This window comes from Candidatus Latescibacter sp. IFSED24 (assembly GCF_058273205.1).
The window spans coordinates 1,434,356-1,458,349 of record NZ_CM177850.1 but is presented as its reverse complement, the minus strand read 5'-3'; the positions used below and the strand labels follow the sequence as shown (position 1 = coordinate 1,458,349).

Below are 23,994 nucleotides of genomic sequence, written 5' to 3'. Positions count from 1 at the left end.
ATTCCTGATTCATTTTCCCCCCTGCGCGCCTTATCATGGCTCGTGATCGGGATACACGGCGAATATCACCTCGCGGCCACGGATTCCAGCATGACACGCTGCCTCGCCATCACCGGCCCCACGGCTGCCGGCAAGAGCCGGCTCTGCAGCCTGCTGACGGCCCGCGGCGCCGTGCTGATCGATGCCGACCGCGTGGGACACGAGATCCTCGACGATCCGGCGGTCCGGGCGGATATCGTGGCGCGCTTCGGACGCGGGATCCTCGCCCGGGACGGACGGGTCGACCGGGCGCTCCTCGGCCCCCTCGTCTTCGCCGATCCCCTGGCGAGAGCCGACCTCGACGCGCTGGTCCACCCCGCCCTGGCTGCGGCCTGCACCGATCGGCTGGCGGCGGCGGTCGCGGCCAATCCGCCCCTGGTCATCCTGGAGGCGGCAGTGTATTTTCTGTTGCCGGGACCGCCGCCGGTGGATATGACTGTCACCGTCACGGCCCCCGCCCCGGCGCGGCTCGCCCGCCTCGTCTCGCTGGGCCTCGCGCCGGACCGTGCCCGCGCCCGCATCGCCGCCCAGGCGCATCTCGAGCCGCTCTGGCCGGGCGCCGACCTCGTGATCGAGAATACCGGTCCGGAGGCCATGCTGGCCGCCGTGGCCGATCGCCTGTGGCAGGACCATGCCACCCCATCATCCCCGGGAGGGACGACGCCATGAAGGAGACCCTGGATACGCTCGAGGCGCAGCGCACACGTCTGGCCGAGCTCAAGGAGGGTCTTTGACTACCCCTCCCTGTTGGTCGAACTGTCCAAGCTGGAAGCCACGCAGAACGAACCCGAATTCTGGTCCGACCAGGATCGGGCGGGAGAGGTGGTGCGCCGGCTGAGGCAGCTCAAGACCTGGACCGAGCCGGTGCAGGCGGCCGAGGCTAAGGTCGAGGAGCTGCTCTTGCTGGCCGAGCTGGCCCAGGAGGAGGACGATAGCGAGACCGCCGAGGAGGTGGCTGCGGGCACCCGGCAGCTCGAGAAGCTCATCGCCAAGCTCGACTTCCAGTTCCTGCTCAACGGACCCGAGGACGGCCGCGGGGCGATCCTCGAGATCCACCCGGGCGCCGGCGGGGTCGAGTCGCAGGACTGGGCCGAGATGCTCCTGCGCATGTACACGCGCTACCTCGAGCGCAACGGCATGAAGTTCACCACCCTGGACCTGCAGCCAGGCGAGGAGGCGGGGATCAAGAGCGTCTCGCTGGAGATCGACCACCCCTTCGCCTACGGGTATCTCAAGAGCGAGACCGGGGTGCATCGGCTGGTGCGCATCTCGCCCTTCGACGCCCAGAGCCGGCGGCATACCTCGTTCGCCAGCGTGTTCGTGTTCCCGCTGGCCGACGCGGACGTCGAGGTGGAGATCAACCCGCAGGACCTGCGGGTGGACACCTACCGCGCCTCGGGAGCCGGCGGCCAGCACGTCAACAAGACCGACAGCGCGGTGCGCATCACCCACGAGCCCTCGGGCATCGTGGTCCAGTCGCAGCAGGAGCGCAGCCAGCACCGCAACCGCGAGCTGGCCATGACCATGCTGCGCACCAAGCTCTACATGCGCGCGCTCGAGGAGCAGATGAAGGAGCGGCAGGCCGCCGAGGACAACAAGATGGAGATCGCCTGGGGGAGTCAGATCCGCAACTATGTCCTGCAGCCCTACACCAAGGTGAAGGACGTCCGCACCGAGCACGAGACCGGCAACGCGCAGGCGGTGCTCGACGGGGAGATCGAGGATTTCATCGACGCGTACCTGCGTCACAAGAGCGGCGACGTCGTTCGCAACCGCGAATGAGCGAGCGCCCCACCGAAGGGATGGCGAAGGTGTCCGAGCAGCAGCAGAACAACCAGCCCGGCGGTCCGGCCGAGGGTCTCGAGAGCATCATCCAGGGTCGGCTCGAGAAGCTGGAACGCCTGGCCGAGCTGGGGCCGGTCTACCCTTACGGCTTCGATCGCACGCACCGGTCGCACGAGGCCCGCGAGCAGCGCGAGGCGCTGATGGCGTCGGGCGAGAAGGTGCGCTACGCCGGCCGGCTCATGGCCAAGCGCGGCATGGGCAAGACCATGTTCGCGCCGCTGGACGACGAGTGGGGCCGCCTGCAGGTCTACTTCAAGAAGGACGACCTCGGGGACGAGCGCTTCAAGACCGCCCAGAAGCTGCTCGATCTGGGCGACCTGGTGGGCGTGGAGGGATACCTCTTCGAGACGCGCACCGGCGAGCTGACCATCCACGTCGAGGACTTCCAGCTGCTGGCCAAGGCCATTCGACCGCTGCCCGAGAAGTACCACGACATGTCGGTGGAGCTGAAGAGCCGCCGCCGCCATCTCGATCTGGCCATGAATCTCGAGACGCGCCAGCGCTTCCGGCGCCGGTCGGCCATCGTCTCGACGCTGCGCGAGATGCTCGACGCCGAGGACTTCCTCGAGGTGGAGACGCCGGCTTTGCAGCCGCTATACGGCGGCGCCACCGCCCGGCCCTTCGTCACCCGGCACAACGCGCTGGACATGGAGCTGTACCTGCGGATCGCCGACGAACTCTACCTCAAGCGGTGCATCGTCGGCGGCCTGGATCGGGTCTACGAGATCGCCAAGGACTTCCGCAACGAGGGCATGGACCGGACCCACAACCCCGAGTTCACCATGCTCGAGGCCTACGCCGCCTACTGGGATTACCAGCAGATGATGGACCTGAGCGAGCGCCTGTTGCGCGGCCTGGGCGCGCGATTCGGCGACCAGGGGAAGGTCACCTTCGGCGACGAGGTGGTGGACTTCTCGCAACCGTTCCGGCGCCTGCGGTTCATGGATGCCCTGGCCGAGAAGGTGGGCTGCGACCTGCGCGCGCTCCCCGACGAGGAGGTGGCGGCCAAGGCGCGCGAGCACGGCGTCAAGCTGAAGAAGGGCATGGGCCGCGACAAGCTGCTGGACGAGCTGTTCTCGCTGCTGGTCGAGCCCGAGCTGATCCAGCCCACGTTCGTCATGGACCATCCCAAGGAGCTGTCGCCGCTGGCCAAGGACCATCGCGAGGAGGCGGGGCTGGTCGAGCGCTTCGAACTCTTCGTCTGCGGCTTCGAGCTGGCCAACAGCTTCTCCGAGCTGAACGATCCCCGCGAGCAGCGCCGCCGGTTCGAGGCCCAGATGGCGCTGGCCGCCGCCGGCGACGACGAGGCCCAGCAGCTCGACGAGGACTTCCTCGAGACCATGGAGCACGGCATGCCGCCCACCGGCGGCATCGGCATCGGCGTCGATCGCCTGGTCATGCTCTTCACCGATTGCCACAGCATCCGCGACGTGCTGCTGTTTCCCGCCATGCGCCCCGAGGGCCGCCAGGAACGTCCCGGGTTCAGCAGCGAGTGGCAGCAGAAGGCCGACGACGGGAAGGAGGGCTAGGCGGTCCGCCGCCGCCCATGGGTGTCTCCCGCTACATCGCCAAGCGCTACCAGCGCAGCCGCCGGCGCAGCCGCGCGCTGAGCCGGGTCTCGGTCATCGCCATCGTGGGCATCGCCGTGGGCGTGCTGGTCCTGGACATCACCCTGGCGGTGATGAACGGATTCCACGCCGAGCTGCGGCGCAGCTTCGTCGACACCATGCCCATGATCACCGTCACCTGCCACGATCCCGAGGGTTTCGTCGATCTCGACCGCGTGATGGCGACCATCGCCGCCGAGCCGGGCGTGACCGGCGTCTCCCCGCTGATCCGGCAGGAGGTTGTGATCTCCAAGAAGCGCCGCTTCGGCTCGCCGCTGTCCCGCGGCGCCATCACCTGGGGGATCGACCCCGACCGGGTCGACCAGGTCCAGCCGTTCAGCCAGCAACTCAGGCCCGACCCCGGCGTGCGCGAAAGGCTGCGCCCGCGCGCCGGCGAAGCCCCGCGCCTGGTCCTGGGCCGCGAGCTGGCTCTCGGACTCTATGCCGGCCTCGAGGATACGGTGCTGGTGACCGCCCCGCGCGGCGAGCCCACGCTCGACGGCATCGAGGCCGAGACGCGGCCCTTCGTGGTGGCGGGCTTCCTCGAATCGGGCATGTACGAGTTCGACAGCCGCTTCGTCTATCTGGATCTGCAGGACGCCCGCGACTTCTACGGCTACGGCCGGCGCGGCGCCGGCATGGTGGGGGTGCGGGTGGCCGACATGATGCAGGCCGCCGCCATCGGCGACAGCCTCGAGGTCCGCCTGGGCAACACCTACCACGCGGTGGACTGGATGGCGCTCAACTCCACCATCTTCCGCTGGGTCAAGCTCGAGAAGATCCTGATGTTCCTGCTGGTGGGGCTGATCATCCTGGTGGCCGCCTTCAACATCATCGGCATCCTGACCATGCTGGTGGGCGAACGCGGCCGCGAGGTGGGCATCCTGCTGGCCATGGGCGGCGCCCCGGGTCAGATCCAGCGGATCTTCGTCTATAACGGTCTGTGGCTCGGCTTCTGGGGCACCTTCATCGGCAGCTTCCTGGGCTGGCTCGGCTGCCAGTACCTGGTCCACTTCGGCATCCCCATCCCCGGCGACGTCTACTTCGTGGACCACCTGCCGTGCATCCCGGAATTCTGGGACTTCACCTTCGTGGCGCTGTCCGCCCTGGCGCTCACCCTGCTGTCGACCCTGGTGCCCAGCCGCGAGGCCTCGCTGCTGGACCCCATGGACATCATCCGCTACACGTAGGAGGCGGCATGGCCCTGCTGGCAGCCACTGGACTCTTCAAGAGCTTCCCCAAGGCGAGCGGGAACGTGGACGTCCTCTGCGGGGTGGATTTCACGCTGGAGGCGGGCGAGGCCGTGGCCGTGGTCGGGTCCAGCGGCGCGGGCAAGAGCACGCTGCTGAACCTGCTGGGCGCGCTCGACCGCGCCGACGCCGGCCAGATCAGCCATCACGACCAGGTCCTACGCTCGCGACCGCGGTCGCTGGTCACCCACTGGCGGCGGCACGTGGTGGGATTCGTGTTCCAGTACCATTTCCTGTTGCCGGATTTCACCGCGCGCGAGAATCTCCTGGTCCCCGTGCGTCTGGTTCGCGAACCAAACGACCAGGACCGGGAACGGGCCGCGGACCTGCTGCGGGCCATGGGGCTCGAACAGCGCGCCGACCATCGTCCCGGCGAACTTTCCGGCGGCGAGCAGCAACGCGTGGCGGTGGCCCGCGCCTTCATGAACCGACCCGACGTGGTCCTGGCCGACGAGCCCTTCGGCAATCTGGACAAGGTGAAGGGCGCCGAGCTGGGCGATCTGCTCTTCACGCTACGCGATCGCGAGGGGACCGCCCTGGTGATCGTCACCCACGATCCGGAACTGGCGCAGCGGGCCGACCGGATCCTCGAGCTGACCGGCGGTCAGCTGCGACCCCTGGCAGCCGCTTCGCGGGAGGGGTGAGATGAACTGCGAACGATGCCGCCGTCGTCCGGCGGCGGTCAAGTACATCGAGGTGGAAGACGGGGTCAAGCGGACGCGCTGGCTCTGCGAGGAATGCGCCACCGAGGAGGGCGCCGCCCCGCCCCAGCCCGCCGCCACCGACACCGGCGTGAACCTGCAGGCCTTCCTGGGCGAGGCGCCGGCGCCGGTCGATCCCGACCGTCCCGAGCCCGCACCCTGTCCCCAGTGCGGCGGCGGGGTCGACCAGCTCCACGACACCGGTCTGCTGGGCTGCCCCCACTGCTACGAGCATTTCCGTGACCTGGTGGTGCCGCTGGTACGACGTTACCACCGAGCCGCGGTCCACCTGGGCAAGGCGCCGCGGGCGCGCGGGCCGCGCGCGGCCCGGCGCCTCGAGCTGGCCCAGCTGCGTAGCGCGCTGGAGGCGGCGGTGGCCGCCGAGGACTTCGAGGAGGCCGCCCGATTGCGCGATCGCGCCGCCAAGCTGCAGGACGAGCTGCGGTCGGCCGGGGAATCCGCAGCCGGCGAGGACGTGTGATGTTCGACACGAACGCCTGGCAGGAACCGGCGCCCTGGCTCGACGGCAAGGGTCCGGTGGCCGACATCGTGGTCTCGACCCGGGTGCGCCTGGCGCGCAACCTGGTGGGCCTGCGCTTCCCGCATCGGGACGATGAGACCGAGCTCAACCGCCGCCGCCGCTTCATCGGCGAGCGCGTGAGCCGCTGTCAGCCATTCGACGACGCCTGGGTGCTCGATCTGGCGGTGCTGGAGGATCTGGAGCGCAAGGCGCTCAAGGAGATGCACCTGGCCAGCCCGGACCTGCTGCGCGAACCCGAGGGCCGGGGGCTGGTCGTGGCCCGCGACCGCATGCGGGCGGTGATGATCAACGAGGAGGACCACCTGCGGCTGCAGGTCTTCCGCGCGGGTTTCGATCCGGTGGCGGCCTGCGAGGCCGCACTGGCCTGCGACACGGTCCTCGAGACCGAACTGGACTACGCCTACAGCGACGAATTCGGTTACCTCACCGCCTGCCCCACCAATCTGGGCACCGGTTGCCGTCTCTCGGTGCTCATCCACTTGCCGGGGCTGGTGCTCTCGGGCGAGATCGAGAAGGTCCTCAACTCGTTGCGGCAGCTCCAGTTCTCGGTGCGGGGCATCGACGGCGAGGGCAGCGCCGTCCGCGGGGCGCTCTTGCAGATCTCCAACCTGGCCACCCTGGGCCGCAGCGAGCAGGACCTCACCGCCGAGTTCGCCCGCCACGTGGCCAAGGTGATCCAGTACGAGCGCATGGCCCTGGAGAAGCTCCACGACCGCGATCCGTCCACCATGGAGGACATCGCCCACCGGGCGCTGGCGCTGGTCAAACACGCACGGGTCATGACCACCCAGGAGGCGTTCGATCGGCTCAGCCAGGTCCGTCTGGGCGTGGTCCTGGGGATCCTGCCACCGGTGGACATGGGCCTCCTCAACGGAGCGCTGGTGAGGCAGCAGGCGGCCCATCTGCAGCTCAGCGCCGAACGTCGGGTCCCCGTTCAGGAGCGCGGGCGCCTGCGCGCCGATCTGCTGCGGCAACTTTTCCGGGACGTCTGAGGTCTGGTATTTTTCCGGAACTGCCTCAAGCGGGCCCAGTTATGGTCGATCAGGAAACGTGGGGTCGACCCGGCACGGGATGGCGTGCCTGGCCGGGGCGGCTTATCTTGGCCCAGAAGGACCGCATCCACTGCCACGAACGGAGGCGAGAGCGGATGAACGATCGATTCACCCAGAGGGTCCGCAAGGTCCTCTTCCTGGCCCGCGACGAGGCCGGCCGGTTGCAGCACGAGTACATCGGTACCGAGCACCTGCTCCTGGGCATCATCCGGGAGGGCGAGGGGATCGCCGCCAACGTCCTGCGACGCCTCGGCATCGATTTCGAGCGCATCCAGAAGGAGATCGAGGCCACGGTCTCGCCCATGAACGGACCGGTCTCCATCGGCGAGATCCCCTTCACGCCACGAGCCAAGAAGGTGCTGGAACTCTCCATCGACGAGGCCCGTCTCCACAACCACAACTACGTGGGCACCGAGCATCTCCTGCTGGCTTTGATCCGTGAAGGCGAAGGAATCGCCGCCGACGTGCTGAACCGCCTGGGCGCCGACCACGAGACGGTCAAGCGCGAGGTGATGAAGGCGCTCGGCGCCACCGGCGGCCGCGCCGGCGGACAGGCCAAGAAGAAGGAAAAGAAGGACAACCCGGTCCTCGAGCAGTTCGGCCGCAACATGACCGAGATGGCCCGCCAGGGACAGCTCGACCCGACCATCGGCCGCGACAAGGAGATCGAGCGGGTCATCCAGATCCTCAGCCGCCGCAAGAAGAACAACCCGGTGCTCATCGGCGAGCCGGGCGTGGGCAAGACCGCCATCGTCGAGGGCTTCGCTTCGCGCATCGTCGAGCACAAGGTGCCGAGCGTGTTGCGCGAGAAGGAGATCGTGACTCTCGACCTCGCAAGTGTCGTGGCGGGAACGAAATACCGCGGCCAGTTCGAAGAGCGCCTGAAGCAGATCATGGCCGAGATCCGCGAGAATCCGGATATCATCATCTTCATCGACGAGCTGCACACCATCGTCGGCGCCGGCGGGGCGGAGGGGGCCATCGACGCCTCCAACATGCTCAAGCCCGCCCTCAGCCGTGGCGAGATCCAGTGCATCGGCGCCACCACCATGGACGAGTACCGCAAGTTCATCGAGAAGGACGGCGCGCTCGAGCGCCGCTTCCAGGCGGTGATGGTCAACCCGCCCACCGAGGAGCAGACCGTCGAGATCCTCCATGGCCTGCGCGACAAGTACGAGGCGCACCACCGCGTGGAATACTCCGACGAGGCGCTCTCGGGAGCGGTCTACCTCTCCAACCGGTACATCAGCGGCCGCTCGCTGCCCGACAAGGCCATCGACATCATCGACGAGGCCGGCAGCCGCGCCCGTCTCTCGGCCACCGAGATCCCCCCCGATCTGCGCGACATCGAGGAGCGGATCGAGGAGGTGGTCAAGGAGAAGGAAAGTTCGATCCAGGCCCAGGAGTTCGAGAAGGCCGCGCGGTTCCGCGACCAGGAGAAGGAGCTCAAGAAGGAGCTGCTGAACCTGAAGCAGAGCTGGCACGACCAGAAGAACGAGAAGCGGGTGACGGTGGACCAGAAGCTGGTCTGCCGGGTGATCGCCGACATCACGGGCATTCCGGTCACCGACGTCGAGGAGGAGGAGACCGAGAAGCTGCTGCGCATGGAGGACGAGCTGCGCAAGTGGGTGGTGGGCCAGGACGCCGCGCTGGAGGCGGTCTCCAAGTCCATCCGCCGCAACCGCGCCGGCCTGCGCGATCCCAAGCGGCCCATCGGCTCGTTCATCTTCCTCGGCCCCACCGGCGTGGGCAAGACCGAGGTCGCGCGCCGGCTCACCGAGTTCCTCTTCGGCGATCAGACTTCGCTGGTGCGCATCGACATGTCCGAGTACATGGAGAAGCACGCGGTCTCGCGACTGGTCGGTGCGCCTCCGGGCTACGTGGGTTACGAGGAGGGCGGCATGCTCACCGAGAAGGTGCGCCGCCATCCCTACTCGGTGATCCTGCTCGACGAGATCGAGAAGGCCCATCCCGACGTCTTCAACATCCTGCTCCAGGTCCTCGAGGACGGCAACCTCACCGACTCGTTCGGGCGGACGGTGGATTTCCGCAACACGGTGCTGATCATGACCAGCAACGTGGGCAACCGGAAGACCCATTCGAGCCGCAGCCTCGGGTTCGCCAGCGACACCGAGGACCACGAGAAGCAGAACCAGGTCAAGGCCACGGCGAACATCGAGGAGGACGTCAAGAAGACGTTCAGCCCCGAGTTCCTCAACCGGATCGACGAGCGGGTCATGTTCCGTTCGCTCGGCCGCGACGAGCTGCACAAGATCGTGGACATCCTGCTGCGCGACGTGACCAAGCGGCTGGTCAACATGAACATCGAGTTCCAGTTCACCGAACCGGCCAAGGACATGCTCTGCGACCTGGGCTACGATCCGGCCATGGGGGCCCGTCCCTTGCGGCGCGCCATCCAGCGCTATCTCGAGGATCCGTTGAGCGAGCGTCTGCTCCGCGGCGAGGTCACCAGCAACTGCCGGCTCAAGATCGATGCCGGCAACAAGGAGCTGGTGTTCACCGTCACGCCGCAGACCGAAGCCCAGGTCTGACCCGTCCCTCGGCGACCGGCACGGCCTCTTCCCGCCCGGGAGGAGGCCGTTTCCGTGCTACCCAACCACCAGGCCATGCAGTATATTGCGACGTCGAATGCGGGCGGCGGAGGGAACCAGCCGCCCGCCTCAGTGTAGAAGGCGGGGTTCCGGACGGCCCGTCCCCGGCCGTCCGCCTGCCGTATCGCCCGGGAGCGAACTGCCCGATATGCCCAGAGCCTACCGCTGCCTCTTTCTCTTGTTCGTCCTGCTGGGATGTTCCGTCGGCGTATCGCCAGCGGGCGCCGTGGGCGAACTGAACGGTCGCGAGATCGTCAAGATCGAGGTGGTGGGGGCCATGACGGTGAACCCGCGTCAGGTCACGGCCTGGGCGGGACTGGCCGAATCCCAGACCCTGAGCACCAACCTGGTGGCCGGCGCCGTGCGCCGCCTCTTCGCCACCCGCAAGTTCAGCGACATCTACGTCTACGCCCAGGAGATGCCCGGGGGCGTCAAGCTCGTGGTCAATCTGCGCGAATTCCCCCGGATCCGGAACATCGCCTTCCAGGGGAACCAGCGGCTCAAGGACAAGGACTTGCGCGAGGCGTTCCCCATCTCGGTGGGGCAGTTCGCCAACCCGGCGGCGGTGAAGCGCGACCTGCAGCCGGTGCGCGAGCTCTACTGGGACAAGGGCTACTTCAACGTCGCCATGCACACCGACTCCTCGAGCATCGACGCCAACAACATGGAGGACCTCGTCGTCACCATCGACGAGGGCAAGAAGGTGAAGGTCAAGTCCATCTCGTTCGCTGGCAACGAGACCCTCGATGGGGGCGGCCTCCGCGGCGCCATGAAGCAGGGCACCACCGGTTTCCTGAAGAGCGGCACCTTCAAGAAGCAGCAGTTCGAGGAGGACAAGGACCGGATCGTCACCTACTGCAAGGACAACGGGTTTCTCGACGCCACCGTCGACCGGGTCGAGTTGAATCCGCGCGAGGACCGGCCCGAGCACCTGGACATCGTGGTCCACGTCACCGAGGGCCGTCGTTACTACGTGGGCCAGGTGAACTGGCAGGGCAACACGGTGTACGACGACGTGACCATCGCCGAGAACATCTACCTGGAGAAGGGCAAGGTCTTCAAGGAGAAGGAGTACCTCGAGACGCTGGAGACCCTACAGAGCCTCTATGCCGACCAGGGCTACATCTACATCGGCGTCGAGCCGCTGCGCGAGATCCGCGAGGATCAGGTCAACGTGACCTTCAACATCGTCGAGGGGCAGCCGGCCAAGGTCCGCGACATCCTCATCTCGGGCAACACCAAGACCTACGACGAGGTCCTGTTGCGCGAGTTCCACATCTACCCGGGCGACGTCTTCAGCCGCAAGCGGATCGAGTACTCGGTGCGCGACGCCATGCAGAGCGGCTACTTCGAGGAGGTCATGCCCGACTTCCGTCCCGTGGGCGACGGCGGCGACATCGATCTGGTCTTCAAGGTCAAGGAGAAGCAGACCGGCCAGTTCATGTTCGGCGCGGCCTACAGCGCGGAGACGTCGATCTCGGGCTTCATCCAGGTGCAGGAGACCAACTTCCGGGGCAAGGGCCAGAACATCGGCGTGACCTGGCAGTTCGGCTCGCGCCGGCGCTACGTCGACCTCAGCTTCACCGAGCCCTGGTTCATGGGCAAGCCCATCCTGGTCGGCGCCGACATCTTCGACCGCTACCAGTACAACTACGACGATTTCTACGAGAGCCGGGTGCGCGGCTTCGCCCTGCGCACCGGGACGCGCATCCCGGGGACCCGGTTCTCCAACGTCGGCCTGCGGTACGAGCTGTCCCAGACCAAGCTCAGCAACTTCAGCCAGAGCTACATCAACTACCTGGACAGCCTGGAGGAGAGCCTGGGCACCAGCGGAGTGCCCTTCGAACGGCTCGACGAGGTCGATTGGCCGCGGACCAAGAGCAGCATCCGGGTGACCTACAACCGCAACAGCACCGACAACCCGTTCTTCCCCACCGCGGGCTCGCGCACCACCTACAGCTTCGAACTGGCCGGTGGACCGCTCGGCGGCGAGATCGACTATCACGAGCACCAGTTCAAGCATTCGTACTACCAGCGCCTGCCGCTGAAGCTGGCGCTCCACGTCAAGGGCATGCTCGGGGTGATCGAGGGCATCGAGGGCGGTTCGGATAACGTCCCCGACTACGAGAAGTACCGGCTGGGCGGCAACCGGCTCTACCCGCTGCGCGGGTACTCGGACCTCGAGGTGGTGCCCCGCGGCAACCCCAGCTTCATCGGTGGCCGGGCCTACACCATCTTCAGTACCGAGGTCCTCTACTCGTTGACGCGGGCGGTGCAGTTCCTGACCTTCCTGGACATGGGCGACACCTGGAACAGCCTGGGCGAGGCGAATCTGGCCAACCTGCGCAAGGGCGCCGGTTTCGGCATCCGCGTCGAGGTGCCCATGATGGGGACCATCGGTTTCGATTACGGTTACGGTTTCGACAAGCTCGGCGGCCCCGCCTGGGAGCCGCACTTCAATATCGGCACGATGTTCTAGCGAGCCGACAGCTCTGGCGCCGCCGCCCGGCGGATGCTATCCTGCTCGGCAGATTTTCGAGAAGAACCTGTTCCTGAACGGTTCCGGTCCCGAAGGAGTAACCATGCGGAAGTCTTACCAGCAGTGCTTCGGCCCGCTGTTCCTGGTCCTGGCCGCCATCGCTGTCCTGGTCCCTGCCGCGGCTCTCGCCGCCGATAGGCCGTTCGGCGTGGTCGATTCGCAGCGGATCGTGGAAGAGTACGAGGCCGCCAAGGACGCCCAGGCCCAGTGGCAGAAGTATGTCCGCGACAAGGAGAAGGAGATCGCGGAGAAGGAGCGCGAACTGCAGCGCATGGTCGAGGAGATCGAGAGCCAGAAGATGTTGCTGGGCGAGGAGGCGCTGAACGCCAAGCTCCAGGAACTGGAGTCGGAGAAGGCAGAGTACTTCCGGTTCCGCGAGCAGGTCGACCAGCAGGTGCAGCAGGAGTATCAGGACAAGATCGGCCCCATCATCGACCAGGTGAAGACCATCGCCGAGCGGATCGGCAAGGAAGAGGGCTACGGCATCGTCATCGACAGCGCTGCCATCACCGTGCTGTACCTGGATAACGAGGTCGACCTCACCAACAAGGTCCTGGCGGCCCTGGCGCGCGGCGAGGAAGATTGACGGTTCAGGGTTGACATCGTGCCAGGCGCCGGTCAAATTCTTGTTTAGCATCATCTTGATTGTGATGCCCCCCCTTCACCAGAGGGTGAAGGGGGGTTTGCTTGAACAGAGGAGCCCCGCATGGATCCCGTGCGGCTTCACGATCTGGCGATCCAGCTGGGCGCCGAGCTGATCGGCGACGGCGACGTCCTGATCACCGGAGCGGCCGGCCTCGAGCATGCCGGGTCGGGAGACATCACGTTCCTGGCCAAGGCGGGTCTGGCGGGCAAGCTCGCCGGCTGTCCCGCCTCGGCGGTGATCATCGGACCGGATCTCGAGCCGGATCGTCCGGCCTTGCGCGTTGACGATCCCTACCGTGCGTTCGCCGCACTGCTGGCGCGCCTGGACACGCCCCTCGACCGCCTCTTCCCACCTGGCATCCATCCCACGGCGGTGGTGGATCCCACGGCGGAGATCGCCGCGGACGTCAGCCTGGGCGCGTACGTGGTCGTGGGTGCGGGCTGCCGGCTCGGCCGCGGTTGCCGGCTGGGTCCGCACGTGGTCCTGGAGCCCGACGTGGCCCTGGGCGCGGAATGCCGCCTGTACGCCCACAGCGTGGTGCGCACGGGCTGCCGGCTCGGTGATCGCGTGATCCTGCATCCCGGCTGCGTGCTGGGGGCCGATGGCTTCGGCTACCGGCCCGGCCCGGCGGGCCTGGAGAAGATTCCCCAGGTGGGGGTGGTCGTGCTCGGGGACGACGTCGAACTGGGCGCGTGCACCTGTGTCGACCGCGCCACAACCGGCGTCACCGAGATCGGCGCGGGCACCAAGCTCGACAACATGGTCCAGGTGGGGCACAACGTGAAGATCGGTCGCCACAGCGTCTTCAGCGCCCAGACCGGGATCTCGGGGAGCTGCACCATCGGCGACGGCGTGACCATGGGCGGCCAGGTGGGCCTGGCCGACCACATCTCGGTGGGCGATGGCGTCAAGGTCGGCGCCAAGTCCGGGCTGCACAAGGACGTCCCCGCGGGCGGGGTCGTTTTCGGGTATCCGGCCCTGGAGGCCGGCGAATCCATGCGCATCGCGGCGGCCCTGAGGCGGCTGCCGGAGATGGTGCGCACGTTGAACAGGCTGGAAAAATCCATCGGCGCGAAGGGCGCCGCTGGGGAGGACCAAGGGTGATCTGGCTCCAGAAGACCGTCCGCGCCCCGGTCTCGGTGGAAGGCGTGGGCCTGCACACGGGGGAGACGACGCGCCTGACCTTCGTGCCGGCGCCCGTGAACACCGGCTTGGTGTTCCGGGTCCGCTCGTCCTCCGGTGAGGCCGAGATCCCCGCGCTGATCGAGAACGTGCCCGAGGGCGAGCTCGCCATCCGCAACACCACCCTTGCCAGCGGCGAGGTCAAGATCTTCACCGTGGAGCACGTGCTCGCCGCGCTGGCGGGGCTGGGCGTGACCAACTGCTACATCGACCTCGAGGGCTGTGAGCCGCCCATCACTTCCTGCGGCAGCGCCCTGCCCTACGTGGAGATGATCCGGGAGGTCGGCCTCGAGGTGCAGGGTCCGCCGGCCGGGCACTACCGCATCAACGCGCCCGTGGCGCTCCGCGAGGGCGATATCGAGATCGTGGCCGAACCCTGCGACCACTTCCGGCTGAGCATGGAGGTGGATTACGACGACCCCCTCATCGGCCGTCAGACCGCCAGTTTCGAGATCACGCCTGAGGTCTTCGCCCGGGAGATCGCGCCCGCGCGCACCTTCGCGTTCATGGCCGACGTGGTCAAGCTGCGTGAACTGGGTTACGCCCAGGGTGGATCGCTCGAGACCGCGCTGGTCATCGATGACGGGGAACTGGCCGGCGATCAGGAGTTCCGCTTCCCCGACGAGATCGTCCGCCACAAGATCCTCGACCTCCTCGGCGACGTGGCCCTGCTGGGCATGCCGCTGCAGGCGCACATCCGCGCCCGGCGTTCCGGCCATGCCAGCAACGCGCGGTTCACGCGGAAGCTGGCTGATCAGGAGCGACGCAGCAGCCGCATCTTCCCCCGCCGCAATCCCGAGGACTTCGACATCTCCTCCATCCTGGAGGTCATGCCGCACCGCTATCCGCTGCTCCTGGTGGACCGGGTCATAAAATTGGAACCGATGAAGAGGGTGATCGGTCTCAAGAACGTCACGATCAACGAGCCCTTCTTCCAGGGCCACTTTCCTGGACATCCGATCATGCCGGGTGTGCTGATCATCGAGGCCATGGCACAGGCCGGCGGAGTCTTGCTTTTGACGAGCGTGGACGAGCCACGAGGCAAGCTGGTTTACTTCACTGGGATCGACGAGGCGCGCTTCCGGCGCCCCGTGCTGCCCGGAGATGTCTTGACACTGGACTGTCAGCTGGTCAAGCTCAAGGGGCCGATCTGCAAGATGCGTGGGGTCGCGAGCGTCGGCGACGAGAAGGTCGCTGAGGCGACACTCATGGCGAGCCTGGTGGACGCCTAGGATCCCGCGCACCCAAGGAGGACACAGAACGTGGAGCCCATCAAGTTCACCCGACCCGCTGGACCGCGCCCCGTGCGCACGGCGGAGATCCACCCAACCGCGGTCGTGCATCCCGAAGCACGGCTCGGCCACGACGTTCAGGTCGGACCCCACGCGGTTGTGGGAGCCGGGGCGCAGATCGGCAACGGCTGTGTCATCGGACCGTCGTCGGTCATCGACGGCAGCGTGGTCCTCGGTGACGATTGCCGCCTGGGGCCGTCGGTGATGCTCACCGGCAACACGACCATCGGCAGCGGCAACCGGTTCTTCCACGGGGCCTCCATCGGCAACGATCCCCAGGATCTCAAGTTCCAGGGAGAGGACACCTATCTCGAGATCGGCGACGACAACGTCTTCCGCGAGTTCTGCACCGTCCATCTGGCCGCCGGCGAGGGCGAGATGACGCGGATCGGCGATGGCAACCTGCTCATGGCCTATGTCCACATCGCCCACAACTGCATCATCGCCAACAAGGTGATCATCGCCAACGCGGTGAACATCGCCGGTCACGTCGAGGTGGAGAGCTTCGCCACCATCGGCGGCATGACCCCGGTGCACCAGTTCGTTCGCATCGGCGCCTACAGCATGGTTGGCGGCGGCAGCCGCCTGCCCCAGGACGTGCCCCCCTTCGTGCGGGTGGCCGGCAACCCCGTGGAGGTCTGCGGCATCAACAGCATCGGCCTGAAGCGGCGGGGGTTCGACGATGCCGAGCTGCTGAACATCAAGAAGGCCTACCGGCTGCTCTACCGGGCCGGTCTGAACGTGCGCCAGGCGGTGGAGCGCATCGCCAGCGATTGCCAGCTCACCAAGAACATCGAGGACCTGCTGGAGTTCATTCGCCGGTCGGAACGGGGGATCGTCCGCTGAGGCCTGACCGGAGGTCGGGCCCGCTTCGAGGCGGGTGGGCATGATCATGAGAGGAACCCGCACGCCGCACATCTTCCTATCCTGTGGTGAGGCCAGCGGCGACCGCTACGGAGCGGCGCTGCTGGCCGCCTTGCATCGCGAGCGGCCCGACCTGCGCGTCTCGGCCATGGGCGGCGGTGCGCTGGCGGTGGCCGGCGCCGAGATCATCGAGTCGAGCGAGGCCATCGCGGTGATGGGCTTCGGAGAGGTGCTGACGCACCTGCGGCCCATCCTGCGCACCCGCCGGCGGATCTGGCAGCACGTCGCCCGCAGCGGGGTGGACCTGGTGGTGCCCATCGACTTCCCCGGTTTCAACCTGCGCCTGGCGACCCACGCCCACCGGCTGGGCAAGCCGGTCTTCTACCTGGTGCCGCCGCAGCTCTGGGCCTGGGGCCAGTGGCGCCTGGGCCGGCTCCGGCGCGACGTCGACCGGCTCGGCACCATCCTGCCCTTCGAGCCGGGCTGGTTCGCCGACCGCGGGCTGGAGACCGTCCACATCGGCCATCCGCTGATGGAGGACTATGCCGATTATCCCTTCGAGGCGCGCCGCCGGGCCCGCGAGGAGCGGCTGCTGGACACGAACGCGCCGCTGGTCGTGGGCCTGATGCCGGGGAGCCGGCGCCAGGAGATCGAGCGCCTGCTGCCGAGCATGCGGGTGGCGGCGGGCATGGTGCAATCGTGGCTGGGCCGGCGGCGGGTGCGCGTGCTGGTGAGCCGGGCTCCGGGCGCCAACGCCCAGCACCTCGCCGAACTCGCGGGCGAGGCCTGCGAGGTCACCGACGAGCCCCTGCCGCTGCTCCTGGACCGCCTCGACCTGGCCCTGGTCTGCAGCGGAACGGCGAGCCTGGAAGCCGCGTTGGCCGGTGTGCCCCATGCCCTGGCCTATCGCACCAGCCCGTTCAATTACGCGGTGGCCAAGCGCCTGGTGAAGGTCCCGGCCATCGGCCTGGCCAACCTGGTCCTCGAGCGGCACCTCGTCCCCGAGCACATCCAGGACGCCGCCGACCCCACCCCGTTGGCCAACTCGCTGCTGGGATACCTGAACACCCCGGGGCGGCGTCAGGAATACTACCGAGGTTGCAGCGACCTGCGCCGGCGCTGCGGCGGGGCTGGTGTCTGGCGCCGGGCGGCTCGCGCCATCCTCGCCCTGCTGGACCAGAACCGGGGGGCGTGACGTGCCGCTGGGGCGGCTCAAGCTCTGGCTGGCGCCTACGGCGTGGCGGCTGCTCTCCGGTTGCTGGCGGTGCAACGCCACCCCGAGGGTTCCGGGGCCGGTGCCCCATCCCGTCATCTTCGCCTGCCTGCATCGCGACATCCTGGCCGCCATCCGCTACTGTCGACCGGCCCGGCCGACGCTCCTGGTCAGCAAGAGTCCGGATGGCCAGATCCTCATCCGCACCCTGGCTCGCGAGGGCTACGGTTTCGTCCGGGGCAGCACCGGCCACGACGGCCACGAGGGATTCGTGGGGTTGCTGCGCACGCTGCGGGCCGGTCGGCACGTGGGGGTGGCCGTGGACGGACCGCGTGGCCCCTTCGGCCACATCCATCCCGGGGCGTTGCAGCTGGCCCGACGGTCGGGCGCCCCCATCGTCCCGCTCACGGTGAGCGGACAGGGCTGCCTGAACCTGCAGACCTGGGACCGGACCCTGGTGCCGCTGCCCTGGGCGCGGCTGACCGTCACGGCCGGCGAACCGGTGCCGGTGGCTGCTGATGCCGATCCCGCGGAACTGGACCGGCTCAGCGAACTGCTGGCCCGTCGCCTGGGTAGCTTGCCGGAGGATGATCTTGGAGATCCTTGACCTGCGTTCCCGGTTCGAACGCCGCCTGGACACCTCGCGCCCCGACCGGATCCCCACGTGGCCGGCCCGGATGCTGGGCCACCTGGTGGGAACGGTGACGGCCCGCCGTCTGGCGAGTCGTCCCGCGCCGCCTCGGGATGTGCTGGTGGTGTCGGTGGGGAACCTGCGCGTCGGGGGCACCGGCAAGACCCCGGTGGTGCAGGGTCTGGCCGCCGAACTGGCGCGCCGCGGCATCGCCGGGGCCGTGCTCACCCGGGGCTACAAGGCGGTCGCGCGCGGTCCCCTGATCGTGCAGCCGGCGAACGTCGAGGCCGGTGACGAGGCGCGCCTGCTCGCGGCCGCCCTGCAGGGGACCGGCTGGGTGGTGGTCCAGTCGTCGCGCCGCTCGGCTGGCCTCGACCTGTTGCTGAAGCAGGGGGCTGCCCTACCCAGGCGACCGCAGGTCATCGTGCTGGAGGACGCCTACCAGACCACCGATGTGGGGCGACACCTGGATGTGCTCATCCTCGACCGCTGGGCCGAGGAGGCGGGCCGGATCGCGCCGCGTGCCGGGGCCGTGCTACCTTTCGGCCCCTATCGGGAGCCGGCGTCGGCTGCTTTCCGCGCGGACGTCTGGCTCCTCGAGACCGCCTTGCCCGGCGGCTGGAGGGCCGTGGCCTCTTCCGTCGGCCTGGCCGGTTTCACGCGCGATATGACGCTGGCTGGTCCGGCACCGCACGGGGAGGCTGGCGAAGAGGAGAACTGGGGCCTGCTCAGCGGCCTGGCGCGACCGGCTGGTTTCGAGCAGGGGAGCGCCCGCCTGCTCCCGACCTTACCGCTGCTCGCGGTCCGCTTCCCCGATCACTGTCGATACACGCCGGCGGCACTGGCGCCCGCCCTGGCCGCTGGCCGGCGCCTGGGGATCACGCACTGGCTCACCACGGAGAAAGACGCGATCAAGCTGCACGAGATCTGGCCGGCGGATCTGCCGCTCCAGGCTGCCGGCCTGTCGGTGCGCTGGCATGGCGAGCAGGCGCTCCCCGACCTGGTCGAGGAGCGCCTGATGGCCCTGGGTGCTGGGCCGAAGTGACTAGTCGCCGCCGATGAGGACGCCGATGAAGTGCACGCGCAGGGAAGCCGGCACGGCGATCTCCTCGGTGTTGCCGCTCTCGTGACCGTAGAAGGTCAGCCGGGCGTTGGCCTGGAACGAGCCCAGGTCCCCGGTGAAGAGGTTCACGAACCAGGCGGCCTCCCTCATGTCGAGCCCCGAGACCAGCACAACGCCGCTGCCCTCGTCATGGATGGGCACCATGGCGTCCAGGCCGCCGCGCTCGATGTTGTGGGGCGAGAGATCCACGCCGTTGTCCGAGGTGTTGTCCCACACGAGGTCGTAGCTCGTGACGTGGAACCAGCTGTAGACGCCATCCTCGGGGATGGTCACGCTGGATCCGTAGGGCCGGGCTCGGAACACCACGGGAACCGAGTCGATGGGCACGAAATCGTCATCGGTGCCCACCTGGTTGTCATTTCCGGCGTTCAGGTAGGCCGACACCAGGGGATTGCCCTCGTTGACCGAACTGACCTCGCAGACGAGCCGCTGCCATTCGTTGCCGTCGTGGTTCTCGCAACCGGCCACGGTCAAGAGACCGATCACCAGCAGCAAGCTGCTCGCAGTGGTTAGCATCGCGCGGGACTTCACGTCTTCCCTCCCGGGGTTTCAGCGTGCCGCCGCGTGGCGTCGGCACGGTCGTGGGTTCCGAGTTCCAGGCTGGTTATCGGCACGTCCGGGGCCGCACTTGACCACAGATTCCACCTCGCCGGGTCGGATCAAGCGATCATCTAGCAGAATTCGGGCCAGAATGGCCGTATTCAGCCGACGTTGCCTTGGAGCCGGGGGCGGTGTTATCGTGCAGATAGCTCGCAGCGCACCCCTGGCCTGCCCGGCAGCCCGCGAGGAATGCACGCATGCACGTGGAAGATCCCTGTGTCAGTCGTTGTCTGGTGATCGGGACCGGCATCGCCGGCCTGCAATTCGCCCTGCTGGCCGCGGCCGACGGCGCGGTGCGGATCATCACCAAGAAGAATCCGCAGGAGAGCAACACCAACTATGCCCAGGGCGGGATCGCGGCAGTTTTGTCCCCGCTGGACGATTTCGAGCTTCACGTCGAGGATACCCTTGCCGCGGGCGACGGCCTCTGCCACGAGGACGTGGTGCGGCGCATGGTGGAAGCGGGGCCGCGCCTCATCGAGCGCCTGCTCGTCGAGGGGGCCAGCTTCCAGCGCGAGGGTGAAGCCGCCGACGCGCCGTTCAGCCTCGGCCGCGAGGGCGGTCATTCGCGGCGCCGGATCCTGCACAGCCAGGACCTCACCGGTCGCATGCTCGAGAGTACGCTGCTGGACCGCTGCTGCGAGCACCCCGCCATCACCATCGACGAGGACCATCTGGGTGTCGACCTCATCCGCGGGGCCGACCTCGACCTGCAAGGAGTGCCCGCCGACCGGGTGGTGGGCTGCTGGGTCCTGGATCGGCGCACCCAGATCCGCCGGCCCTACCTGGCCGACGTGGTGGTGCTGGCCACCGGGGGATGCGGCAAGGTCTACAGCTACACCAGCAATCCGGACATCGCCACCGGCGACGGCCTGGCCATGGCCTACCGCGCCGGGGCCCGCCTGGCCAACCTGGAGTTCGTCCAGTTTCACCCGACCTGCCTGTACCATCCGGCGGCCAAGAGCTTCCTGATCAGCGAGGCGGTCCGGGGCGAGGGGGCCCACCTGATCAATCGCCGCGGCGAACGCTTCATGCCGCGCTACCACCCGCTGGCCGAGCTGGCGCCCCGCGATTCGGTGGCCCGGGGGATCGATAGCGAGATGAAGCTGAGCGGCGATCCCAGCGTGTTCCTCGACCTGCGCCACCTGCGCCGCGAGCACGTGGAAGCGCGCTTCCCCAACCTGGTGGCCACGTGCCACCTCTACGGCATCGACATGGCGGGGGAGCCGGTCCCTGTGGTGCCCGCCGCGCATTACATGTGCGGCGGCGTGGCGGTGGACCTGGATGGCCGCTCCTCGTTGCCAGGCCTCTTCGTGGTGGGCGAGGCGGCCTTCACCGGGATCCACGGCGCCAATCGCCTGGCGAGCAACAGCCTGCTCGAGGCGGTCTACCTGGCGGAGGCGGCCGCCAGTGCTGCGGCCAAGGAATCCCGGGCGGTCTCCCAGGCCACCGTCCGCACACCGGCCCACGATCCGCTCAAGCGAACCGGCGACCCGGCCGCGGTCATGATCCTCGAACACGACTGGGATTCGACGCGCCGGGTGATGTGGGATTATGTCGGCATCGTGCGCGACTGCGAGCGGCTGGAGGTGGCGCTGTCGCGGTTGCGCTCGATCCGGGACACGGTTGAGGCGACCTACGCCACCTGCGCGGTGGTGCCCGAACTGGTGGAGTTGCGGAACATCGCTCTTTTGGGCGAGCTGATCGTGATCTGCGCCCGGGGACGCCAGGAGAGCCGCGGCCTGCACTACGTGGTCGACTTTCCCGGTCAGCTCGAGGGCGAGCCGCGCGACACCGTCATCGCTCGCGACCTGCCCGTGGCCGGCGAGATCGCCAGGGTGCCCGACGGCCAGGTCGGAGGGATGGCGTGACCCGCACCACCGGCGACCCCTGGTACGAGGTGGCGTTCGGCGCGCATTATCCGTTGCTCTACCACCATCGCGACCAGGCGGAAGCTCGCCGCGTCCTGGCCCTGCTGCCCGTGCTGGCGCCGCTGGGGCCGGGGCCCGTGCTCGACCTGGGCTGCGGCCAGGGGCGCCATCTCCAGGCGCTGCGGCAGGACGGGGTGCCGGCTTTGGGGCTCGACCTCTCGGCCCCCCTGCTGCGGCAGGCTCGCCGCGACCACGGCCCCTTGCCCGTGATGCGCGGCGATATGCGGCAGCTCCCGGTGCGGGACGGTGCCGTGACCGCGGTCCTGTCGCTGTTCACCGCCTTCGGCTATTTCGGCGCCAGCGAGGCGCATCGCCCGGTGACCAGGGAGATCGGGAGGGTCCTGGCCAGTGGCGGGCACTGGTTCCTGGACTTCCTGAACAGCCGGCGGGTGGCGGCCGAACTCGCGGGAGGGGACCTTGTGCGGGAGCGGGTGCTGGGCCCGCTGCGGATCCACGAACAGCGGCGGCTGGTCGACCGTCCCCGCCGGGTGGTCAAGACCGTGAGGGTGGTCGCCGAACCGGGCCAGGAAGCCGTGGCTGCCGATCTCGGCGTGTCGGCGACGGGCCTGGTCTATGCCGAGGAGGTCACCCTCTTCGACCTCGCCGAGATCGACGAACTGGCGGCTCACGGCGGGATGCAACGAGTGGCGGCAGCGGGCGATTACGACGGCGCGCCGCTGCAGGCCGAGGTCAGTCATCGCTGGCTCCTGGTGTATCGCCGCCAGGAGCAGGAAGGGACGCGAGGATGATCGGTGTTCAGATGGGGCCGGGGCTGGCCGGCCATGCCGATTTCGGCGACCTGTTCCGGGACTGGCTGGGCGGCCACCAGGAACTGGGCGCCGCCACCACCGAGCTGGCGGCATTCTTCGCCCCGGCGCCCAGGCCGGCGAAGGGCGGGCGCGCCTGGGTTGACGCCGCGTGGCGAGACGGCTGGCTCGCGGATCTGCTGCCGGATCTCCCCGGTGACAGAGCCCGGCAACGGGCCCGCGAGGACGTCGCTCGGCTGACCGCCGGCGAGGCCGACGTGGTCATCACCGGGCAACAGCCCGGTTTCCTCGGCGGGCCGCTCTACACCCTCTACAAGATCGCCGTCTGCGTGGTGCTCGCCGAGATGCGCACCGCGGCCGGCCAGCCCACCGTGCCGGTGTTCTGGTCGGGCGACGACGACGACGACCTGCGCGAGGCGCTGTCCCCGGTGGCGTGGGATCCCGGACGCGAAGTCCTGTTCCGGCACGAGGGCCATGGGCAGCGCGGCCTGGCGTCCGATCGGATGGTCGGAGAGATCCCGTCGCCGGAGATCGCCGCGGGCACGGCGGCCTGGCTCGCGGGGTTGGCCGGACGCAATGCCCTCGCCGGAGATCTGGCGCGGCTCTGGCACGACGCCGTGGCCGAGGGGCTGCCGTGGTCCCGGCTGCAGCGCCGCGCCGTGCTGCGGCTCTTCGCCGATCACGGTCTGCTGGTGGTCCATGGCAACGATTCCGCGCTGCACGCCGCGGCTGCTTCGTTCTACGCGCAACTCTGGGATGAGCGCGACCGGCTTCGCGATGCGGCCCGCCGCGGTGGTCGTCAGCTCACGGCTGCCGGATATGCGGCGGCCGTCACCGAACCCAGCATCCAGCGCTTCCTGCACCTCGGCAGTGAGGGCCGCCGCCGACCGCTGGCTGCCGAGCACGCCGGGGTGTTGCCGCCCGCACCGACATTGCGGCCCGGCGTGGTGGCGCGCTCGCTGGTCCAGGACTGGCTCTTCGAGCCTGCCGGGGTGGTGGTGGGCCCCGGGGAAGTGGCCTACCTCAAGCAGCTGGCGCCGGCCTACGAGGCCTTCGGCCTGCCGCGCGCCCCGCTCCTGCCGCGGCTCTTCGCCCAGCTCGGCCCGGCCGGCCGGGGCGCCTTCACGGCCTGGGCCATGGACCTGGCCGACCGGGATCCGGAGCCTGGCGAGGACGCGCTCGAGGCCGCGGCCCAGCGTGCGGCTGCCGCCAGCCGCAGCGGCGTGCAGGCGGTCCTGCGCGAAGAAGGCGGTGTGGGTCCCGAACGGCTGCCTGCGCTCACCGACCAGATCCTCCAGCGCTGGGCCCGGCATCTGGAGGGGCTCCTGCGTCGCGAACAGAAGCGTCAGCGTGCCGACATGGGTGCAGGCCAGCCCCACTGGGTTCGCCCCGAGGGCCGGCGCCAGGAGCGGTCGCTGGCCGCGCTGGGTGCGGCGGCGCTGTGGGGCGACGAGTTCGTCAAGGCGCTAGCCCACGCCAGCCGGCGCCACATCGACACGGGTCTCGACGGCGACTGGCACGAGTACCTGCTGACCGTCCCCGAACCCTGAGCGCGGAAG

General features: G+C 68.5%; 20 protein-coding genes. 19 read left to right on the top strand and 1 reads right to left on the bottom strand.

Features of this window, described 5'->3' with window-relative positions; translation table 11 throughout:
- Positions 1-90: 90 nt before the first annotated feature.
- The 16 genes from coaE to IFSED24_RS05935 all read left to right on the top strand — a co-directional run bounded on the left by coaE (position 91) and on the right by IFSED24_RS05935 (position 19,059).
- On the top strand, positions 91-708 hold the full coding sequence (gene coaE / locus IFSED24_RS06010) for a dephospho-CoA kinase (protein WP_491334310.1): 618 nt from the start codon (positions 91-93) through the stop codon (positions 706-708).
- Positions 705-1,821, top strand: a protein-coding gene (gene prfB / locus IFSED24_RS06005) for a peptide chain release factor 2 (protein ID WP_491334309.1) whose coding sequence is annotated in 2 segments (ribosomal slippage) — positions 705-758 and positions 760-1,821 — 1,116 coding nt in all. Because the reading frame shifts where the segments join, the coding sequence is not laid out codon by codon here. Before coaE ends, prfB begins: the two co-directional genes overlap by 4 nt.
- A gap of 29 nt (positions 1,822-1,850) precedes the next feature.
- Entirely contained in the window at positions 1,851-3,413 is a 1,563-nt protein-coding gene (lysS, locus tag IFSED24_RS06000) for a lysine--tRNA ligase (protein WP_491334308.1), read from the top strand.
- 17 nt (positions 3,414-3,430) lie between these two features.
- On the top strand, positions 3,431-4,681 hold the full coding sequence (locus tag IFSED24_RS05995) for an FtsX-like permease family protein (RefSeq protein ID WP_491334307.1): 1,251 nt from the start codon (positions 3,431-3,433) through the stop codon (positions 4,679-4,681).
- 8 nt (positions 4,682-4,689) lie between these two features.
- Entirely contained in the window at positions 4,690-5,385 is a 696-nt protein-coding gene (locus tag IFSED24_RS05990) for an ABC transporter ATP-binding protein (protein WP_491334306.1), read from the top strand.
- Position 5,386: 1 nt separating this feature from the next.
- Positions 5,387-5,923, top strand: a complete 537-nt coding sequence (locus IFSED24_RS05985; RefSeq protein WP_491334305.1) for a UvrB/UvrC motif-containing protein — start codon at positions 5,387-5,389, stop codon at positions 5,921-5,923.
- Positions 5,923-6,975 (top strand): ATP--guanido phosphotransferase, encoded by a 1,053-nt coding sequence (locus IFSED24_RS05980; protein WP_491334304.1) that lies wholly within the window; start codon positions 5,923-5,925, stop codon positions 6,973-6,975. The genes IFSED24_RS05985 and IFSED24_RS05980 overlap by 1 nt, the downstream gene beginning before the upstream one ends.
- Positions 6,976-7,130: 155 nt before the next feature.
- Positions 7,131-9,587 carry an ATP-dependent Clp protease ATP-binding subunit gene (locus IFSED24_RS05975; protein WP_491334303.1) on the top strand — a complete coding sequence of 819 codons (2,457 nt, stop codon included), beginning with the start codon at positions 7,131-7,133 and terminating at the stop codon, positions 9,585-9,587.
- A gap of 208 nt (positions 9,588-9,795) precedes the next feature.
- Positions 9,796-12,126 carry an outer membrane protein assembly factor BamA gene (gene bamA, locus IFSED24_RS05970; protein WP_491334302.1) on the top strand — a complete coding sequence of 777 codons (2,331 nt, stop codon included), beginning with the start codon at positions 9,796-9,798 and terminating at the stop codon, positions 12,124-12,126.
- A 103-nt stretch (positions 12,127-12,229) separates the two neighbouring features.
- Entirely contained in the window at positions 12,230-12,772 is a 543-nt protein-coding gene (locus IFSED24_RS05965) for an OmpH/Skp family outer membrane protein (protein WP_491334301.1), read from the top strand.
- A 120-nt stretch (positions 12,773-12,892) separates the two neighbouring features.
- On the top strand, positions 12,893-13,936 hold the full coding sequence (lpxD, locus tag IFSED24_RS05960; RefSeq protein WP_491334300.1) for a UDP-3-O-(3-hydroxymyristoyl)glucosamine N-acyltransferase: 1,044 nt from the start codon (positions 12,893-12,895) through the stop codon (positions 13,934-13,936).
- The gene (gene lpxC / locus IFSED24_RS05955; protein ID WP_491334299.1) at positions 13,933-15,246 is read left to right on the top strand and encodes a UDP-3-O-acyl-N-acetylglucosamine deacetylase; all 1,314 of its coding nucleotides are present in this window, start codon (positions 13,933-13,935) and stop codon (positions 15,244-15,246) included. Before lpxD ends, lpxC begins: the two co-directional genes overlap by 4 nt.
- A gap of 30 nt (positions 15,247-15,276) precedes the next feature.
- Positions 15,277-16,152: an acyl-ACP--UDP-N-acetylglucosamine O-acyltransferase gene (gene lpxA, locus IFSED24_RS05950; protein WP_491334298.1), complete on the top strand. Its 876-nt coding sequence runs from the start codon at positions 15,277-15,279 to the stop codon at positions 16,150-16,152.
- A gap of 40 nt (positions 16,153-16,192) precedes the next feature.
- Positions 16,193-17,365, top strand: coding sequence for a lipid-A-disaccharide synthase (gene lpxB / locus IFSED24_RS05945; RefSeq protein WP_491334297.1), 1,173 nt, complete (start codon positions 16,193-16,195; stop codon positions 17,363-17,365).
- Between the two features lies 1 nt (position 17,366).
- Positions 17,367-17,990 (top strand): lysophospholipid acyltransferase family protein, encoded by a 624-nt coding sequence (locus tag IFSED24_RS05940; RefSeq protein ID WP_491334296.1) that lies wholly within the window; start codon positions 17,367-17,369, stop codon positions 17,988-17,990.
- Positions 17,977-19,059: a tetraacyldisaccharide 4'-kinase gene (locus IFSED24_RS05935; RefSeq protein ID WP_491334295.1), complete on the top strand. Its 1,083-nt coding sequence runs from the start codon at positions 17,977-17,979 to the stop codon at positions 19,057-19,059. The genes IFSED24_RS05940 and IFSED24_RS05935 overlap by 14 nt, the downstream gene beginning before the upstream one ends.
- Here IFSED24_RS05935 and IFSED24_RS05930 read toward each other — a convergent pair whose 3' ends face one another.
- Positions 19,060-19,668 carry a hypothetical protein gene (locus tag IFSED24_RS05930; protein WP_491334294.1) on the bottom strand — a complete coding sequence of 203 codons (609 nt, stop codon included), beginning with the start codon at positions 19,666-19,668 and terminating at the stop codon, positions 19,060-19,062.
- A gap of 266 nt (positions 19,669-19,934) precedes the next feature.
- On the opposite strand from IFSED24_RS05930, the gene nadB reads away from it, so the two are divergent.
- Genes nadB through bshC form a run of 3 tightly spaced genes read left to right on the top strand, consistent with a single transcriptional unit; the run spans position 19,935 to position 23,985 of the window.
- Positions 19,935-21,608, top strand: coding sequence for an L-aspartate oxidase (gene nadB, locus IFSED24_RS05925; protein WP_491334293.1), 1,674 nt, complete (start codon positions 19,935-19,937; stop codon positions 21,606-21,608).
- Positions 21,605-22,417, top strand: a complete 813-nt coding sequence (locus IFSED24_RS05920) for a class I SAM-dependent methyltransferase (protein ID WP_491334292.1) — start codon at positions 21,605-21,607, stop codon at positions 22,415-22,417. Before nadB ends, IFSED24_RS05920 begins: the two co-directional genes overlap by 4 nt.
- Positions 22,414-23,985, top strand: coding sequence for a bacillithiol biosynthesis protein BshC (gene bshC, locus IFSED24_RS05915; RefSeq protein ID WP_491334291.1), 1,572 nt, complete (start codon positions 22,414-22,416; stop codon positions 23,983-23,985). The genes IFSED24_RS05920 and bshC overlap by 4 nt, the downstream gene beginning before the upstream one ends.
- Positions 23,986-23,994: the final 9 nt, after the last annotated feature.

Bases quoted from the DNA above. Each gene is read 5' to 3' on its own strand.
- coaE (WP_491334310.1), top strand. From the start codon at position 91: ATGACACGCTGCCTCGCCATCACCGGCCCCACGGCTGCCGGCAAGAGC.
- IFSED24_RS05995 (WP_491334307.1), top strand. From the start codon at position 3,431: ATGGGTGTCTCCCGCTACATCGCCAAGCGCTACCAGCGCAGCCGCCGG.
- IFSED24_RS05990 (WP_491334306.1), top strand. From the start codon at position 4,690: ATGGCCCTGCTGGCAGCCACTGGACTCTTCAAGAGCTTCCCCAAGGCG.
- IFSED24_RS05985 (WP_491334305.1), top strand. From the start codon at position 5,387: ATGAACTGCGAACGATGCCGCCGTCGTCCGGCGGCGGTCAAGTACATC.
- IFSED24_RS05980 (WP_491334304.1), top strand. From the start codon at position 5,923: ATGTTCGACACGAACGCCTGGCAGGAACCGGCGCCCTGGCTCGACGGC.
- IFSED24_RS05975 (WP_491334303.1), top strand. From the start codon at position 7,131: ATGAACGATCGATTCACCCAGAGGGTCCGCAAGGTCCTCTTCCTGGCC.
- bamA (WP_491334302.1), top strand. From the start codon at position 9,796: ATGCCCAGAGCCTACCGCTGCCTCTTTCTCTTGTTCGTCCTGCTGGGA.
- IFSED24_RS05965 (WP_491334301.1), top strand. From the start codon at position 12,230: ATGCGGAAGTCTTACCAGCAGTGCTTCGGCCCGCTGTTCCTGGTCCTG.
- lpxD (WP_491334300.1), top strand. From the start codon at position 12,893: ATGGATCCCGTGCGGCTTCACGATCTGGCGATCCAGCTGGGCGCCGAG.
- lpxB (WP_491334297.1), top strand. From the start codon at position 16,193: ATGATCATGAGAGGAACCCGCACGCCGCACATCTTCCTATCCTGTGGT.
- nadB (WP_491334293.1), top strand. From the start codon at position 19,935: ATGCACGTGGAAGATCCCTGTGTCAGTCGTTGTCTGGTGATCGGGACC.
- bshC (WP_491334291.1), top strand. From the start codon at position 22,414: ATGATCGGTGTTCAGATGGGGCCGGGGCTGGCCGGCCATGCCGATTTC.